At 63.4% G+C, this 16,986-nt stretch carries 12 protein-coding genes; 4 read left to right on the top strand and 8 right to left on the bottom strand.

Going from position 1 to position 16,986, the window contains the following annotated elements; translation table 11 throughout:
- Window positions 1-1,058: 1,058 nt before the first annotated feature.
- Window positions 1,059-1,661 carry a TetR/AcrR family transcriptional regulator gene (locus IVB47_RS16535; protein ID WP_346730796.1) on the bottom strand — a complete coding sequence of 201 codons (603 nt, stop codon included), beginning with the start codon at window positions 1,659-1,661 and terminating at the stop codon, window positions 1,059-1,061.
- Window positions 1,662-1,790: 129 nt separating this feature from the next.
- Here IVB47_RS16535 and IVB47_RS16530 point away from each other — a divergent pair, with 129 nt between their 5' ends.
- Together IVB47_RS16530 and IVB47_RS16525 are read left to right on the top strand one after the other, a co-directional pair.
- Window positions 1,791-3,029 (top strand): MFS transporter, encoded by a 1,239-nt coding sequence (locus tag IVB47_RS16530; RefSeq protein ID WP_247462656.1) that lies wholly within the window; start codon window positions 1,791-1,793, stop codon window positions 3,027-3,029.
- Between the two features lie 207 nt (window positions 3,030-3,236).
- The gene (locus IVB47_RS16525; RefSeq protein ID WP_247462654.1) at window positions 3,237-5,081 is read left to right on the top strand and encodes a caspase family protein; all 1,845 of its coding nucleotides are present in this window, start codon (window positions 3,237-3,239) and stop codon (window positions 5,079-5,081) included.
- 219 nt (window positions 5,082-5,300) lie between these two features.
- Here IVB47_RS16525 and IVB47_RS16520 read toward each other — a convergent pair whose 3' ends face one another.
- From IVB47_RS16520 to IVB47_RS16510, 3 genes are all read right to left on the bottom strand, one after another.
- Window positions 5,301-6,548, bottom strand: coding sequence for an acyltransferase (locus IVB47_RS16520; protein ID WP_247462652.1), 1,248 nt, complete (start codon window positions 6,546-6,548; stop codon window positions 5,301-5,303).
- Between the two features lie 1,035 nt (window positions 6,549-7,583).
- Entirely contained in the window at window positions 7,584-7,751 is a 168-nt protein-coding gene (rpmG, locus tag IVB47_RS16515) for a 50S ribosomal protein L33 (RefSeq protein ID WP_007603295.1), read from the bottom strand.
- Between the two features lie 124 nt (window positions 7,752-7,875).
- On the bottom strand, window positions 7,876-9,201 hold the full coding sequence (locus IVB47_RS16510) for an LLM class flavin-dependent oxidoreductase (protein ID WP_247462650.1): 1,326 nt from the start codon (window positions 9,199-9,201) through the stop codon (window positions 7,876-7,878).
- A 215-nt stretch (window positions 9,202-9,416) separates the two neighbouring features.
- Here IVB47_RS16510 and IVB47_RS16505 point away from each other — a divergent pair, with 215 nt between their 5' ends.
- A complete protein-coding gene (locus IVB47_RS16505; protein WP_027567326.1) occupies window positions 9,417-9,977 on the top strand; it encodes a hypothetical protein in 561 nt (186 codons plus the stop codon).
- Here IVB47_RS16505 and IVB47_RS16500 read toward each other — a convergent pair whose 3' ends face one another.
- Genes IVB47_RS16500 through topA form a run of 4 tightly spaced genes read right to left on the bottom strand, consistent with a single transcriptional unit; the run spans window position 9,978 to window position 16,307 of the window.
- Complete coding sequence (locus tag IVB47_RS16500; protein WP_247462648.1) at window positions 9,978-10,727, bottom strand: NUDIX hydrolase; 750 nt, start codon at window positions 10,725-10,727, stop codon at window positions 9,978-9,980.
- Between the two features lie 33 nt (window positions 10,728-10,760).
- Window positions 10,761-11,195, bottom strand: coding sequence for a DUF983 domain-containing protein (locus IVB47_RS16495; protein WP_247434981.1), 435 nt, complete (start codon window positions 11,193-11,195; stop codon window positions 10,761-10,763).
- The gene (gene rnr / locus IVB47_RS16490) at window positions 11,189-13,540 is read right to left on the bottom strand and encodes a ribonuclease R (RefSeq protein ID WP_247462646.1); all 2,352 of its coding nucleotides are present in this window, start codon (window positions 13,538-13,540) and stop codon (window positions 11,189-11,191) included. The genes IVB47_RS16495 and rnr overlap by 7 nt, the downstream gene beginning before the upstream one ends.
- Before the next feature lie 7 nt (window positions 13,541-13,547).
- Window positions 13,548-16,307 carry a type I DNA topoisomerase gene (gene topA / locus IVB47_RS16485; RefSeq protein WP_247462644.1) on the bottom strand — a complete coding sequence of 920 codons (2,760 nt, stop codon included), beginning with the start codon at window positions 16,305-16,307 and terminating at the stop codon, window positions 13,548-13,550.
- A gap of 227 nt (window positions 16,308-16,534) precedes the next feature.
- Here topA and IVB47_RS16480 point away from each other — a divergent pair, with 227 nt between their 5' ends.
- A complete protein-coding gene (locus IVB47_RS16480) occupies window positions 16,535-16,774 on the top strand; it encodes a hypothetical protein (protein ID WP_007603303.1) in 240 nt (79 codons plus the stop codon).
- Window positions 16,775-16,986 lie beyond the last annotated feature (212 nt).

Genomic DNA, 16,986 nt, shown 5'->3' with positions numbered 1-16,986 from the left:
GAAAACAACCCCATGCACAGTAGCCGACGCTAGTCGGATCAATGGCTTACGCGGGTGGCAAAATGGCTGATGCAGCCGCCAACGCCGTTTGACTCGTCGGGCAAAACAGGAGCATTTTGGTATCGTCGGGTCGTGGGAGCTGGTGTGCTGCGAAGCGCCTTCCACAACCACAGCTGTCATTCCCCGCGAAGCCGGGAATCCAGTACGCCGGGGCGTCTCAACTCAATCACAGCCGCCTCTGGGATACTGGATCACCCGCCTTCGCGGGTGATGACACCGAATGATACGGCTACAGCCGTTGTTGCGGCGTGCGCTTACATTGCCCAAAGCTGGCGTGAATCAAATTACTCGCGGAACCCCCGCGGTGCGGTCACTCTCGATCTCGCCTGCTATGAGCCTGTCGAGCATGGAGTCGAAGTCTCGAGCAAAGTGGGCATGTTCTCGTACCGATGACAGGTATTCGGTCCGACTTTCGATTGCTTGCGCGGGGGACCGAATGCAGGCCAGTATTTGTTTCGAAATGACGTACTCGTCCCTGAGTCCCCGAGCCTTGTGCCACAGATGGGCATATAGGGCTTGAAACGCGGGGAGGTCGAACACGTCCGCAGAAAGCAGACGATCGACGGATCGTTGCTTTAGCTCTTAGCTGAGTGTCGTAGTGATTTTCTGACATCGCGCCTAGCTAACCAGCCTTCTCGTTTCCTTTCCCTGTAGCACAAAGTCTACTGGGTGCCGATGTTGATGTCGCAGCCGGTACGAGGGTGGGCGAGGGGAAGACAAAAAAACGGAAAACCAGCCCCATGCACCATGGCCGACATTGGTGGGATCAATGGCTTATGCGGGTGGCGAGGCGCGGTTTGACGCGTCGGGCAAAACAGGAGCATTTTGGTATCGTCGGGTCGTGGGGCGAATACCGCGGCCACATATTCAGTGTCGTCCCGGCGAAGACCGGGACCCATAACCCCAGGGAGGGGTTGTGGTGCGAGCAGGTAACCACGAGTCTTCGCCAAACTAGCTTTCGGGGGTATGGGTCCCGGCCTTCGCCGGGACGACATCGGTTATTGCTGCGCCCGCCTGCCTGGCTTCACCGCAGCTTCATCTCCCACCTCCACCCCGGCATTGCGCAACAACACCGTCGCCGCTTCCTTCGCGGCACGCGCCATTGCGGGGTCGTCGCGGACGAGGTCCTGCGCGATGGAGCCGTCGACCAGCAGCACGAGCTGGGTTGCGAGCGCCTCCGCGTTCGCAACGCCGAGCTCGTTGAGGCGGTCGCGAAACCAGACGCGACGGCTTTCCTTGAAGGCGATGGCGATCTTCTTCACGGCGCGGTCCGCCGGGCCAAGCTCGGCGACCGCATTCACGAACGGGCAGCCGCGAAAATCTTTTGCGGCGAAGCGGCGCTCCAGCGAATCGAAGGTGGCGAGGATTTGCTCGGCCGCGGGCTTGTCGGAGGGGCGGGGCTGCACGAAGCGGCGCTCCAGATAGGCCGCGATCAACGCGTCCTTGGAGGGGAAGTGGTTGTAGAGCGTGCGCTTGGAGATGCCGATCTCGGCCGCGATGGTGTCGACCCCGATGGCGCGAATGCCCTGCAGATAGAACAGCTTGTCGGCGGTCGCGAGGATCCGCTCTTTCATCGTCTGTGGGGCCGGCGGGGGAGCCATGCGGCGGTGAATGTCCTGTTGGCTTGACAGTGCACGCTATCCATAGCCTAAGTACACAGGTCTGTGTAACCAAAATCAACCGATATTACAGACGACGGCGCTCGCGCCGCGCCGGTGAGGGAGACGAAAATGCCCCTGTTGCAGGTCCTGCGCCCGACACTGCCCATCCTGATCGGCGCCTCGATCATGCTGACGCTGAGCATGGGGCTGCGGCAGAGCCTCGGCATCTTCATGCAGCCGCTGACCCACGACATCCATCTGTCGATCTCCGACTTCACGCTGGCGCTGGCCGTGCAAAACCTCGCCTGGGGCTTTCTCCAGCCGCTCGCCGGCGCGATGACCACGCGCTACGGCTTCCGTCCCATCATGATTGCAGGCTCATTCATGTACATCGCGGGCCTGGTGCTGATGGCAACCGCGAACGGTCTCGTCACCATCATGATCGGCGCCGGCGTGCTGATCGGCACTTCGCTCGCCTGCACCGCGGCGGCGATCGCGATGTCGGTGGCGGCGCGCGCGGTACCCGCGACGGTGCGTTCCACCGTGCTTGGCATCGTCTCCGGCGCGGGCTCGCTCGGCGCGTTGTTATCGGCGCCGCTCGGGCAGATGCTCAACGAGGGCTTTGGCTGGCGCGTCGGGCTCGCCGGCTTCGTCGTGATGTCGGTGCTGATGATCCCGGCGGCCTGGTATGCCGGGCGCGTTGACGCGGTCCCGCTGCCGAAGCCCGCGACTGACGAGATCGTCGATGCCACGGCCATGATCGCGGCGAAGACCGCCTTCGGCAATGCGTCGTTCGTGGTGATGACCTGCGCCTATCTCGTCTGCGGCATGCAGCTTGTGTTCCTCACCACGCACCTGCCGTCCTATCTCGCGATCTGCGGCCTCGATCCGATGCTGAGCGCGCAGACGCTCGGCATGATCGGCGGCTTCAACGTGCTCGGCTCGCTGTTCTTCGGCTGGGCCGGCCAGCGCTGGAACAAGCTCGCGCTGCTCGGCGGCATCTACATCTTCCGCTCACTCGCGCTCGCCTGGTACTTCATGCTGCCGGCGACGCCTGCCTCGACGCTGCTGTTCGGCGCCATCATGGGCTTTTTGTGGATGGGTGTCGGTCCGCTGGTCGCGGGCGCGGTCGCCGAAATGTTCGGCCTGCGCTGGCAGGCGATGATCCAGGGCCTCGCCTTCATGAGCCACCAGATCGGCAGCTTCCTCGGCGCGTACGGAGGAGGGCTGCTCTACGACGCGCTCGGCTCCTACACCATGGCCTGGCGCATCGGTGTCGCGCTGGGGCTGGCCGGCGGCATCATCCAGGTCGCGTTCGCGCTGATCCGGCCATCGCAGCCGCCGGCGCCGGTGTTACGGACGGCGTAGGCTGGGCGTGTCCTCATGGGCGTCCGCTTTGAAGTTTACAGCGGACGCCGCGCTGCTTGGCCGCGATCGGCCGCTTGTGACCCGTTGCTGACGGTCCGTCGCAGAGCGGGCGCGGCGGAAGGATATGGAGCGTGACAGACGTCACAGAGACGCGGCTTGTTTTTCCCCGAACTCCACTTAGGCTGACCACTTATATTCGGGGCGGCGATGAAGGCTTTTGGCTGGTTTTCATTTCTTCTTTTCATCTGGCTCGCTTGCGGCTCAGCACATGCCGAGCGACGGGTCGCGCTGGTGATCGGGAACTCTACCTACAAGAGTGTACCAAGGCTCGCCAACCCCGTGAACGATGCCGCCCTGGTCGGGGGCATGTTCAGTAAGGCCGGGTTCGACGTTGTTGATATCAAGCTCGACCTAACCGTAGTGGACATGCGGAAGGCGCTTCGCGAGTTTGGCGCTAAGGCGCGCGATTCCGATGTCGCCGTCATTTACTACGCCGGCCACGGTATCGAGCTAGATGGTAATAACTATCTGATCCCCACTGACGCCGCGCTAGAGACCGACACCGACGTTTTAGATGAGACCTTTCCGCTGGACCGGGTGCTCTTCGCCATAGAGCCGGCTAGGCAGCTCCGTCTCGTCATCCTCGATGCCTGCCGCGATAACCCATTTGCCAAGACCATGAAGCGCACGGTGGCGGCGCGTGCGATTGGTCGCGGCCTTGCCAAGGTTGAGCCGGCTAGTCCGAACACGATGATCGCCTTTGCCGCAAAAGCGGGCTCCACCGCCTCAGATGGCGACTGGAAAAACAGCCCGTTCGCGACCGCGCTGGTCGAGCGTCTGCCGATCCCCGGGCTGGACCTGCGCAAAGCTCTTGGCTTTGTTCGCGACGATGTCCTCAAAAATACCGGCTACAAGCAGGAGCCCTACGTTTACGGCTCGCTCGGTGGAAATGACGTGCCGTTGGTGCCGGCAAAGCCAGTCGTCACGGCTCCGCAGGCGAGCACACTGGATGCCGTTCGCAGGGACTATGAACTCGCGCTCCAGGCCGGCGACCGCGACGGATGGGAAGCGTTTCTAAGAGCATTTCCGAACGGTTACTACGCAGATTTGGCGAAGGTACAGCTCAAGAAGATTGCTGCCGAGGAAACCCGCGCTGCCGCAGCAGAGAAGGCTCGCCTAGCCGAAGAGGAAAAGACGCGGCTCGCCGCGTCTCGCGCCAAGAAGGCGGAGCAGGAGAAGGCCGCAGCCGCAGCCAAAGCCGCCGAGGATGCCCGTCTTGTCGCCGAGAGAGCCAAGCAGATCGAGGAGGCGAGAGCCGCCGCCGCCGAACAGCGAAGGAAGGACGCCGAGGCAGCCGCCACGGCACTCGCCGCCAAGCAGAGCGCCGATAAGGCACTCGCTGATAAGATCGCCGAAGACAAATCGGCAGCCGAACTCGCAGCTAGGCTGCCAACGGAGAAGGGGCAGGAAAGCGCCAACCAGAAGGTCGCTGCCATCGCGCCAACCTCTGCAGAGCCAAGCCAACCCCCCCAGGAAACAGCGAAGCTGATCCAGTCCGAGCTACGTCGGGTCGGATGTCTATCCGCTGCTGCGGACGGCGACTGGAATGCGTCGTCCCAGCGGTCGCTGTTGACCTTCAACAAGTACGCTGGAACAAAGTTTGAAGCCAAGCTCGCGACCTTCGACGTCCTGGACGCTATCAAAGCCAAGCCCGGTCGGGTCTGTCCGCTGGTCTGCGAGCACGGCTTCAAGCCGGATGGCGAAGTCTGCGTAAAGATCAACTGCCGTACCGATTATCGCGTCAATGCCGAGAATGAATGCGAGAAGACGGATAGCAGGAAGCCCGTTGCGACGCGCGACCAGTCGACGACACGAGAAGACGCCCGGCAGCAGAGTGGGAAGTCGACCAAACCCGTAGCGCAAAGGAGCGGACAAATGGTCTGCAACGGTGCTGGCTGCAGGCCGGTTCGCCCAGGTTGTCATCTTGAGGTCTATCAACAAGGCAAGCACGGGCCTGGGAGCTGGGGCATGAACCAAGAGGTCTGCAACTGATTCTCCGCGCATTCCAGCGCGCGGTAAATGGTAATGCTTTCCAGGCAAGGCAATTCAGTTCGGCACGACGTTGAAGTAGTCCCCGCGCGGCACGTCGGCAGATCATCCGCCGCGCGGCCAGCTATACGATTTCCTTTTTGGCACGTCTGGCAGGGACATTGCAAAAGACGTCGCATGTCACATCGCTGTCCGCGGTTCATGCTCTAATGAGAATTGCCATCACGTTGCTGCTTGCAATCGTCCCTTGTTCGGCTTCGGCACAACGGGGCGAAGGCGCAGTCCGCGAGCCAACGCCGGGCGTCTGGTTGCCAGCCGCCGTTCCGGTAGTTTTCCGAAATACGAAAGCGTTTGCATAAAGGCCGATCTGACGGCGGGCTCGATCTTCGCGCAAATGAGCCAGCAGACCAGAACAAGCAGGCCCAGCGCGATCCAGACGGCCGAGGTGGCATCCCAGCCGGCATCGACCAGGGCACGAATGATCGCGGTGCCGATGACGTTATGCGTGAGATAGAGCGGATAGGTGATCAGTCCGAGCGTTCTCAAATAGGCTGGTGTTTCAGGAGAAGCTTTGCCCGCAGAGCGCCTGCTCCACTTCGCGGCGATGGCAATGAGGAGCACTGCAGCAGCCCAGACCATGATCGGCACGAGAGCCGATTGATCCGAGATGGCGGGGATGGACGTCAAGAAGAACGAGGCGAAGAAGTAGATTTCCGCCGCGCCTGATAGACACGTGATGGCAATTGCGACCTGTTCGAGCGCCGTCAATTGTCTGTTCGCGGAGATGAACAGCCAGATCCCCAGCGCAAAGAAGCAGCCATGCGTCAGCAGGAATGCCGCGCACGGCACCCGAAACATCAGAATGACGAGATAAGGCAAGTCGGATGGCGTCGTGCATGACAGCACGAGTAGCGCGACGGCATTGAAGATTGCGCTGTAGATGGTGAGACCCCAGGCGAGGTGCCGCAGGGTGACCTTCTTGGTGAGCATCGCGCAGAACACGAGACCATAAAATGCCGTCTCGGCTGCCAGGGTCCAGTAGACCTCGTCAAGCCACTGACCTGTGACTCCCTTGGGGACCATCAGCATGGCGTGGACGTAGGGCAGAATGAGTTCGGATGCCGGTCCGCTCCCGAAGAGAAGCAGAACGAGGAACGTCGCGGTGGCGCAGACCCAGACCGCCGGATAAATCCTGAGTGCGCGACCAAGAAGAAAGGCGCCCGGCGAAGACGTGCTTGCGGAATTCGCGATGACAAAGCCGGAAATGACGAAGAAGATTTCGACGCCGACCCAGCCGAACCACGTGTAGGGCGCGGCGGACGGGTAGAGAACATCGGCGGCGACAGTGCGCTCGAAACCGGGGACGCCGATCGAGGTCCAGGCCCAGGACCAGAACATCTGGTGAAACATGGCGACGCCGAGGGCGGCGGCGAAGCGCAGCGGATCCAGCAACGGCAAATGGCTCTTCACGGGAATGGACCAGGTTCATGCAACGATCCCGCTGGAGATATCGGAGGTGGTGAAGGCGCTCTGCGAGGTGCGTCACACTTGGTCCGTCGTGGTCGAAATGCGCAGGATCTTTGGGTTAGTCACGTAACCCTGCTCTCATGCCCGGACGCAACGCCACGCGCTGCGTCCGGGTCTGGACACGAGTGAGCTGAAGCTCGATCGCAACAGAAGGACTGCGGAGAGGATGGACTAACGCGTGCGTGCTGATCGCTTGAGATCGGCGACCTTAAACCTGTTGCCGGCGGCCAGGCTGCTGCACAACCAGTGGGCCTTGTTTCGGTTGTCGCCCAGGAACGTCCTGGTGTCGACGCAATCCAGGTAGGATTTGTGGGTGATGGTGTCGCGGCAGGTTGGCGAGAAAGGACCGTAGTCTATGTTGCCGCCTGACTCGCTGCATCCAACCCACGGATCCTTGCCGCTTGGGAAGCTCGATGCACAGCCTCCGTTGCAGCTGCTGGCGACTTTCTCCAGGCCGGCAATCCTCCCCATCACAGAACCCGGCGCATACGTAGGCGTGCGCGCGGCTGACGTTTGAGCTGTTGAGGTAGTCCGACGAGGGGCAATTGTGTTTGCTCCTCGCTCCGACACGTGTGGCCTTGCCACCTGTTTCGGCGCGTCGACCGTGACGGGGGGAATCGTGGCGGCGGAGCCGGTTGGGATTTGCGACGCTGCCGGCGCGCACAGTAAGATTGTTGACAAGGCAGCGATGGTTGAAGGCACGACAAGGCTTGATGAGAATCTCATGACCATGTCCTTCCAAAGCCGGGACGGACATTCCCGCCCGGCAAGTGCACGCTAACATACATTCGGGAGCGAGCAACCGAGGGTTGAACAAAATCTGGCGATGACTCGCTGTGCCGAGCTCAGCCCTCGTGCCCCGGACGCAGCGCAGCGTCACGTCCACGGGGCGCTGCTGCGCATCCGGGACACGCGAGAGGGGCCAAAATAAAACGGGGCCCGCAAGGGCCCCGCAAAAGTCTTCAGCGTCCCGCGATCTTACTTGATCTTGGCTTCGCGGAATTCGACGTGCTTGCGCGCCACGGGATCGTACTTCTTCTTGACCAGCTTGTCGGTCATGGTGCGCGAATTCTTCTTGGCGACGTAGTAGAAGCCGGTGTCGGCCGAGGACACGAGCTTGACCTTGATGGTGACCGCTTTGGCCATGTTCAGAACCTCAGGAATGAAGGGAATCTGGAGCCGGCCAAATGGCCCGCGTTGGCCGGCAACCTAGCCAGAAACGGCCTGATGTCAAGATTTTAGGGGTCGAAAACCGCCCAAATCGGCCCGATTACGCCTCGAAGAACCGGTTTTTGGGCCGGGGCAGGCCCAGATTCTCTCTCAAAGTGGGCCCTTCATACTCTTTCCGGAAAATCCCGCGGCGCTGCAGCTCCGGCACCACCTTGTCGACGAAATCGTCTAGGCCGGCGGGCAAGAACGGGAACATGATGTTGAAGCCGTCGGAGCCGCGCCCGACCAGCCATTCCTCCATCTGATCGGCAATGGTTTTGGCCGTGCCGACGAAGGATAGCCCGCCATAGCCGCCAACGCGTTGAGCGAGCTGGCGCACCGTGAGCTTGTCGCGGGCGGCGAGGTCGACCATGCGCTGGCGACCGCTCTTGCTGGCATTGGTCTCGGGGATTTCGGGAAGCGGTCCATCCGGATCGAAACCGGAGGCATCCGTGCCGAGCACGACCGAGAGCGAGGCGATGGCGCTGTCGTAATGCACGCGGCTGTCGAGCAGCGCGCGCTTCTCCCTGGCCTCGTCGACGCTGTCGCCGACCACGACAAAGGCGCCGGGGAGGATCTTGAGGTGTTCGGGATCGCGGCCGACCTTCTCCATGCGGCCCTTGATGTCGGCATAGAGTTTCTGGCTGTCGGCAAGGCTGCCGCCGCCGGTGAAGACGGCTTCGGCGGTCTCTGCCGCAAGCTGCCTGCCGTCGTCGGAGGCGCCGGCCTGTACGATCACCGGCCAGCCCTGGACCGGGCGGGCGATGTTGAGGGGACCGCGCACCTTCAGATATTTGCCCTGATGGTCGAGCACATGCATCTTGGCGGGATCGACGAACACGCCGCTTTCGACATCGCGCACGAAGGCGTCGTCGGCAAAGGAATCCCACAGGCCCGTGACGACGTCGTAGAACTCGCGGGCGCGCTTGTAGCGCTCGCCGTGCTCCATGTGGTCGTCGAGGCCGAAATTCAGCGCTGCATCCGGGTTCGAGGTGGTGACGATGTTCCAGCCCGCACGGCCGCCGCTGAGATGGTCGAGCGAAGCGAAGCGCCGCGCGACGTGATAGGGCTCGTCGAACGTGGTCGAGCCCGTCGCGATCAGGCCGATCCGCTCGGTGACGGCCGAGAGCGCCGACAACAGCGTGAATGGCTCGAACGAGGTGACCGTGTGGCTGCGCTTGAGCGCATTGACCGGCATGTTCAGCACGGCGAGGTGATCGGCCATGAAGAAGGCGTCGAACTTGCCGGCCTCGAGCTTCTGGATCAGCGTCTTGATGTGGCCGAAGTTGAAATTGGCGTCGGGCCAGGCCCCGGGATAGCGCCAGGCGCCGGTGTGGATGCTGATCGGGCGCATGAACGCGCCAAGCTTGAGTTGCCGTTGTGCCATCGCCCGGTATCCGTTTTTGGTGTCGTTCCGGAAGACATAGGCACGCCGCGGAACTCCGCCATCGAGGGAGGCGGGAAGATTATTTTGTTTTTCGATGTCAGCTCAGCACATTCGCGTCATCCCCGGCCACGCCCGGAACGACGGAAGAGTCCCATCGAACCGATCCACGGCTCACTCCGACCAAGCCATGACTTTCGCTCCCGAGGAGACTTTCGATGGCAGGTGCAATGACCGTGGACGGGCGCATCGTCCGCATCGACCGGCCCATGCCCTGGGTCGGGCGGCTGCTGTCATTGCCGCTGCTGGCGGCGAGCTTCTATCTGCTGTGGAATGTCGCGCTCGGCCTGCGGCAGGATTTCTCCGGTTTTGGCCGGCTCGCCGATGATCTCATGCCGGTGCTGGTGTTCACGGGACTCGGGTTGCTCGTCGGCATCCCCGGAATCATCCTGCTCACCTTCCGCACCTTCGTCGTGCTGAACGAGACGCTGCGCCAGATCGTCATCACCAGGCAGTTCGGCCCGCTGAATTTTCGCAACCATCGCGATCTCGCCGATTATCATTTCATCAGCATTACCGACGAGGACGATCCGGCGCTGACGACATACGATGTCAATCTCTGCGGCAACAAAGGGACCGAGCCGATCACGCTGATGAGCTTCACCAAGCGCGAGGAAGCCAGTCGGTTCGCCAGCGAGCTCGGGCGAGTGCTGAACGTTCCCGCGCGCGACTATGTCGGCACCGAGCCTGATGCGGACGATGCGGACGTCACAAACTGATCAGCTCAAAATGTCCTTCTGCATCTTGCTGCCGTAGAAATGGAAGAACGGCACCGGTGCGTCATGGCGGAGCGGGCCGGTGGCGAGGCGCGCGTCGAGCTCGTTGAGCACGTTGCGCGTCATCGGATGGAGATCGGCGAGCGGCTTTGAGCCGAGCTCGACCCAGACCAGCTCGACAAGCTCGGCATCGGCATGGATCACGCCGTCGACGCGATGGGTGATCGCGGAGGCGTCCGCCGTGAAGAAGCGCGTGTCGAACCGCTTGACGCGGCCGGGAGGCGTGATCGCGCGCGCGATCAGGAACAGGCTTGAGGGATCGGGCAACAGGCCCGCATCCGCGAACGGCTTCCAGGCGCCTTCGAGTTTGGCCTTTCCCTCGGCTTTGCGCCCGAGGCAGAGGCCGGTCTCCTCGCAGGCCTCGCGGATCGCGGCAATCGCCAGCGACTTCGCGCGTGAGGCCGGCGTCTTCGGACTGCCTTTGGCGAGATTGGCTTCCAGCTCGGCGGTTACAGGCGCCGCGCACGGCACGCGATAATCGTCCTTGTCGACGCGTCCGCCGGGGAAGACGAACTTTCCGGGCATGAACACCACGTTGTCGTGGCGCTTGCCGACCAGGACTTTTGGAGTTGTGCCGCTGCGATCGACCAGGATCAGGGTTGCCGCATCCTTCGGGCGGAAATAGGGATGATGGTCGGCTTCCTTGCCCTCGTGGATCTTGGCCTTGTCGGCTGCCTGCGACGTATCCGTCATGTCCTCACCCAAACCACTTGTTGTTTATTTTGCCTACACCGGCGGAATACCATCCGTCGGGTTCTCGTCAAACCCGTGCATGCGCAGAGCCCATTGCAATCCGACCACGGCTCCCTTTACCGGCTGGAGCAGTGCCAGCGAGGCGACGAAGGTGAAGGGCAGATAGGCCGCGAAGCTGATCCAGACCGGCGTGGTGTAATTGGTCTCGATCCAGAGGACGGTGGGCACCACGATATGGCCGACGATGACGATGACGAGATAGGCGGGTAGATCGTCGGCCCGATGCGGGGTGAAATCGAGGCCGCAGACCGAGCAATTGTCCGCGGTCTTCAGGAAGGCGCGGAACAGTCTTCCGTCGCCGCAGCGGGGGCAGCGGCCGCGAAAGCCGCGCTTCATGGCAGCAAAGACGTCGCGCTTCTCGACGAGGCCGGTCTCGCGGGTCCAGATCTTCGGGGTTGTGCTCACCATGCCTTACCCTTCTGACCCTTGCCTTTGCTTTTTCCCTTCGCCTTTTTGCCCTTGCCGGGCTTCGGCTTGTCCGGCTTGCGCTTCTTGTCGGGACTGCGGCCGGGATGCGCCTTGAACGAGGGGCGGCGTTGCGGACCGGATCCCCTGCGGCCGCGCGGCGCGGTCTCCCCGGTCGAGGACAGCAGCTCGAAGCGCAACGCGCCTGCGATCGGAGCTGCCTCGATCAGGCGGACGTCGACGACATCACCGAGCTGATGCATGGTGCCGCTGCGCGTGCCGACCAGGGCGTGGCGGCCCTCGTCATAGTTGAAATATTCCGTGCCGAGGGATCGGATCGGGATCAGGCCGTCGGCGCCGGTCTCAGCGAGCTTGACGAACAGGCCGGCGCGCGTGACGCCGGAGACGCGGCCCTGGAAGCTCGAACCGATGCGGTCGGCGAGGTGATGGGCGATCAGGCGGTCGACGGTCTCGCGCTCCGCCTTCATCGCGCGCCGCTCGGTGACCGAGATGTGGGCTGCGACCTCGCTCAACGTTTCCGGCGTCTCGGTGTCGGGCAGCGCGCCTTCGCCAAGCCCGAGCGCGCGAACCAGCGCGCGGTGCACGACGAGGTCGGCATAGCGGCGGATCGGCGAGGTGAAATGCGCGTAGCGGCGCAGGTTCAGGCCGAAATGACCGTAATTCTCCGAGGAATATTCAGCCTGCGCCTGGGCGCGCAGCACGACCTCGCTCACCAGCGGAAAGTGGTCGTGGCCTTCGAGCTGCGCCAGCACGCGGTTGAACAGAGCGGGGCGCAGCGCGCCACCTTTCGCGAACGGAACGTCCAGCGTCGCCAGGAATTCCGCGAGCGCGTGGACCTTTTCCAGGGTCGGCTCGTCATGCACGCGGTAGATCAGCGGCAGCGACTTCTTCTCGAGCATCTCGGCTGCCGCGACATTGGCGAGGATCATGAACTCCTCGATCAGCTTGTGCGCGTCGAGCCTGTCGGGCACGACGACGCGGTCGACCGTGCCGTCGGGCTTGAGCAGGATCTTTCGCTCGGGCAGATCGAGATTGAGCGGATCGCGCTCGTCTCGCGCGCGCTTGACGCAGGCATAGGCCGCATAGAGCGGCCGCAGGATCGGATCGAGCAGGGGGCCGGTGGTGTCGTCCGGCCTTCCGTCGATCGCGGCCTGCGCCTGGGCGTAGTTCAGCTTGGCTGCGGAGCGCATCAGGATGCGATGGAAGCTGTGCGAGCGTTTGCGCCCGTCCGGGGCGATGATCATCCGCACCGCGAGCGCGCCGCGCGGCTCGCCCGGCACCAGCGAGCACAGATCGTTGGAGATGCGCTCGGGCAGCATCGGCACGACGCGGTCGGGGAAATAGACCGAGTTGCCGCGGTCGAGCGCGTCGCGGTCGAGCGCGGTGCCCGGCCGCACGTAGAAGCTCACGTCGGCGATGGCGACATCGACGATGAAGCCGCCTCTGTTGTTGGGATCAGGATCCGGCTGCGCGTGCACCGCGTCGTCGTGATCCTTGGCATCCGGCGGATCGATGGTGACCAGCGGGACGTCGCGCCAGTCCTCGCGCCCCTTCAGATTGGCCGGCTCCGCCGCTTCGGCTTCGCGCTCTGCCGCGGGACGGAATTGCAGGGGGATGTCGTGCGCGTAGATCGCGATCAGGCTGATCGCCTTCTCCGACTTGACCGAGCCGAGCTTCTCCTTGACCCGGCCTGATGCCAGCCCAAAGCCGCGCGAGCGGATGATGTCGACGCTGACGAGATCGCCGTCCTGCGCGCCGTGTGTCTCGGTCGGCGCGATGTTCAGCTCGCGGTCGGCGGACTTCTTGTCGACGGGGATGATCCGTCCGCCGCCCTCGGGCAGGCTGCGGAAGACGCCGAGGATGCGGCTCTTGGTCTTGTCGAAGACCTTGATGATGTGGCCGCGATAGGCCGGGCCTTCGGTCTCGTCGGAGCGCTCGACCCGCAGCAGCGCGCGATCGCCAACGCCGGCCGCGGTGCCGGGTTTTGGCCGGCGCGGCATCGTGATGAGGATCTTTGGCGGTTCGCCGCTTTCGACCTCGTCCCATTCGGTGGGGGAGGCCATCAGCTCGCCGTCGGTGTCGCGGCCGGTGATGTCGGCGACCAGCGTCGGCGGCAGGCTGTCCGGCTCTGAAATCGTATGGCGCTTTTTCTTGACGAGCCCGTCGTCGGCGAGCTCGCGCAGCATGCGCTTGAGCTCGATACGGTCGGCGTTCTTCAGGCCGAACTCGCGCGCAATTTCGCGGGTTCCGACCTTTCCGGGATTTGCCTTGATGAAGGCGACGATGGCTGCCCGGTCGGGAAAGCCACGGTCATTCTTGCGTTTCACTTAGCCTCTATTTGGTGCCGGCACTTTTCTTGGCCGGAGCTTTGGCGCCGGATGCCTTGGTCGGCGACGTCTTGATGGCCGAAGTCTTGGCCGTCGACGACACGGCGGCGCGCGCCTTGCTGGTGGATTCGGATTTGGGTTTGGCCGCCTTCTTCGCGGCCGGCTTTTTGGTTTTTGGCGCGGCGTCGTCGCCGTCGGCGGCCTTGGCCGCAGCCTTCTTGGCCTTGGCGGGCTTCGCCGCCTTCTTCGGTTTCTTGCCGCCGCCCTTGGCCGCGCGCTCGTCGATCAGCGCGATCGCCTGCGGCAGCGTGATGGCGTCTTTCTCGATGTCGCTCGGGATCGTCGCGTTGACGCCGCCCGCCGTGACATAGGCGCCGTAGCGACCGCCCTTCACCGTGACGGTGCCGAGTGTGGGATGATCACCGATCGCCTTGCCGGGATCGGCGCCGAAGCGGCGGCTCGGGCCCTTGGCGATCTTCTCCGCGATCAGCGTCACCGCCCGGTTGATGCCGATGTCGAACACTTCGTCGCCGGCCTCGAGGCTGGCATAGGTCTTCTCGTGCTTTACGAACGGCCCGAAGCGGCCGAGACCCGCGGTGATTGGCTCGCCGGTTTCCGGGTGCTTGCCGATCTCGCGCGGCAGTGACAGCAGCTTGAGCGCAAGCTCGAGCTCGACATCTCCAGGAGAAGTCCCCTTCGGAATGCCCGCGCGCTTCGGCTTCTCGCCCTCCGCATAATCCTTCTGCTCGCCGAGCTGGATGTAGGGGCCGAACCGGCCGGCCTTGACCCAGACATCGCGACCCGTATCAGGGTCCTGGCCGAGCGAACGATCGGCGGTGGCCTCGCCGTCGGCGGCGAGCTGACGGGTGTAGCGGCATTCCGGATAGTTCGAGCAGCCGACGAAGGCGCCGAATTTGCCGGCCTTCAGATTGAGCCGTCCGTTGCCGCAGCTCGGGCACTGCCTGATGTCGCCGCCGTCGGTGCGGGGCGGATAGATGTGCTGGCCCAGCATGTCGTCGAGCACGTCGAGCACTTGGGCTACGCGCAGATCCTTGATCTCGTCCACCGCGCCGATGAAGCCGGTCCAGAAATCCTTCAGCACCTGCTGCCAGGAGATCTCGTTGTTGGAGATGCGGTCGAGCTGCTCTTCCAGATTGGCGGTGAAATCGTATTCGACGTATCGGGCAAAGAAGCTTTCGAGGAACGCGACCACGACCCGGCCCTTGTCCTCGCCGTGCAGGCGCTTCTTTTCGAGCTTGACGTAGCCGCGGTCTTTGAGGACCTGGAGGATCGAGGCATAGGTCGAGGGCCGGCCGATGCCAAGCTCTTCCATGCGCTTGACCAGCGAGGCTTCGGAGAAGCGCGGCGGCGGCTCGGTGAAATGCTGGGTGACGGCGAGCGACTGCCGCTTCAGCGCGTCATTCGGGCTCATCGCGGGCAGGCGGCGGGAGTCCTCGTCCTCCTCGTCGTCGCGGCCTTCCTGATAAAGTGCGAGGAAGCCGTCGAACTTGACGACCTGGCCGGTGGCGCGCAGGTCCAGCGTGCGGCCGCCAACCTTCGCCGTGATGTCGACCGTGGTGCGTTCCAGTTCGGCCGATTCCATCTGGCTCGCGATGGTGCGCTTCCAGATCAGCTCATAGAGCCTCGCCTGATCGGACTCGAGCTTGCGGCTCATGCTATCGGGGCGGCGCGACATGTCGGTCGGCCGGATCGCTTCGTGGGCTTCCTGGGCGTTCTTGGCCTTGGCCTGGTACTGGCGCGGCGCGTCCGGAACGTAAGCGTTGCCGTAATCCTCGCCGATCACCTTGCGGGCCTGGGTGATCGCGGACGGGTCGATCTGCACGCCGTCGGTACGCATATAAGTAATGAGTCCGGTGGTCTCGCCGCCGATATCGATGCCTTCATAGAGCCGCTGCGCGATGCGCATGGTGTGCGCCGGCGCAAAGCCGTATTTGCGACTGGCTTCCTGCTGCAGCGTCGAGGTGGTGAAGGGGGCCTGCGGATTACGCCGGGCCGGCTTGGCATCGACCGTGGTCACCGCGTAGGCGGCTGCTTCCAGCGCCTTCTTGAAGTCTTCGGCTTCCGCGCCGGTGCCGATGTCGAGGCGCTGGATCTTCTTGCCGTCGGCGCCGACGAGACGGGCTTCGAAGGCGTCGCCGCGCGGCGTCAGCAGGGTCGCGATCAGCGACCAGTATTCGCGGGCAACGAACTTTTCGATCTCGAGCTCGCGGTCGCAGACCAGCCGCAGCGCTACCGACTGCACGCGGCCCGCCGAGCGGGCACCCGGCAGCTTGCGCCACAGCACGGGGGAAAGGGTGAAGCCGACCAGATAGTCCAGCGCGCGGCGCGCCATATAGGCGTCGACCAGCGCACCGTCGATCTGGCGCGGATGCTTCATGGCGTCCGTGACCGCCTGCTTGGTGATGGCGTTGAACACCACGCGCTCGATCTTGTGGTCCTTGATCGCGCGCTTCTCTTTCAAGACCTCCAGCACGTGCCAGGAGATGGCCTCGCCCTCGCGATCAGGGTCGGTGGCGAGAATCAGGCGGTCAGCGTTCTTGAGGGACTTGGCAATGTCGTTGAGCCGGCCGGCCGCCTTGGGGTCGATCTCCCAGATCATCTTGAAATTGGCGTCGGGATCGACGGAGCCGTTCTTCGCCGGCAAGTCGCGGACATGGCCAAACGAGGCCAGAACCTCGTAGGACGAGCCCAAATACTTGTTGATCGTCTTGGCTTTCGCCGGCGACTCCACAATGACGATATTCATGTAGTTCCAGTAACTTATGGGGAAATTTGGGGCCGAATTCGATGAGATTCGGGTCGGCCCTTTCGTCCCGAACATGGGTGGTGAGGCCGTCGCTGTCAAATCGAGGGGTGTTGAAAGCCATCCCGATGGGAAAAGTTTCATATCGAGAAAGTTGCAAAATACCACCTTTGAGTTGCGGCCGATGTCGGCGTAATGTTTCCGCGGGGCATGGATTCGGGTGGGGGCTGGTGACTAAGCCAGGAAAGAAACGGGCGGGCGCCGCATCGCGCGCGGCGGGAGGCTCGCGTCACGAGGAACCGGGGGAGGGCGGCGTCGAGGAGGCGGTCGCCTTCATCGCCGAGCAGGTCGGGGCGCTGCGCAAGCTTGCCGAGCGGCACAAGCTCGACGTGCTGCATTATCTCCTGGGAATGACCAAGCTGGAGGCCGACGAGCATCTGCGGCTGCGGAGCAAGCGCAAGCTGTCGTGAGGGCACCCGGCGAGTATCAGACCCGTCATCCCCGCGCGAGCGCGTAGCGCTCGTCGCTGGAGGCGCGAGTGGCGCGATGCAAAGCATCGCGCCGGGAGCCTCGAAGGATGAGCGGCCGGGATGCAGCCGGGCTGTCGTCCTTCGAGGCTCGCCCTGCTTTGCAGGACGAGCACCTCAGGATGACGGCGAGAGATTGGAGCACGCTGCACCAA

Source organism: Bradyrhizobium sp. 62 (genome assembly GCF_023073035.1).
Taxonomy (GTDB): domain Bacteria; phylum Pseudomonadota; class Alphaproteobacteria; order Rhizobiales; family Xanthobacteraceae; genus Bradyrhizobium.
This window is presented reverse-complemented; position numbering and strand designations above follow the sequence as displayed.

Excerpts from the sequence above, each read along its gene's own strand:
- IVB47_RS16525 (WP_247462654.1), top strand. The coding sequence starts at position 3,237 with ATGAAGGCTTTTGGCTGGTTTTCATTTCTTCTTTTCATCTGGCTCGCT.
- IVB47_RS16530 (WP_247462656.1), top strand. The coding sequence starts at position 1,791 with ATGCCCCTGTTGCAGGTCCTGCGCCCGACACTGCCCATCCTGATCGGC.
- rpmG (WP_007603295.1), bottom strand. The coding sequence starts at position 7,751 with ATGGCCAAAGCGGTCACCATCAAGGTCAAGCTCGTGTCCTCGGCCGAC.
- topA (WP_247462644.1), bottom strand. The coding sequence starts at position 16,307 with ATGAATATCGTCATTGTGGAGTCGCCGGCGAAAGCCAAGACGATCAAC.
- IVB47_RS16535 (WP_346730796.1), bottom strand. The coding sequence starts at position 1,661 with ATGGCTCCCCCGCCGGCCCCACAGACGATGAAAGAGCGGATCCTCGCG.
- IVB47_RS16505 (WP_027567326.1), top strand. The coding sequence starts at position 9,417 with ATGGCAGGTGCAATGACCGTGGACGGGCGCATCGTCCGCATCGACCGG.
- IVB47_RS16510 (WP_247462650.1), bottom strand. The coding sequence starts at position 9,201 with ATGGCACAACGGCAACTCAAGCTTGGCGCGTTCATGCGCCCGATCAGC.
- IVB47_RS16495 (WP_247434981.1), bottom strand. The coding sequence starts at position 11,195 with ATGGTGAGCACAACCCCGAAGATCTGGACCCGCGAGACCGGCCTCGTC.
- IVB47_RS16500 (WP_247462648.1), bottom strand. The coding sequence starts at position 10,727 with ATGACGGATACGTCGCAGGCAGCCGACAAGGCCAAGATCCACGAGGGC.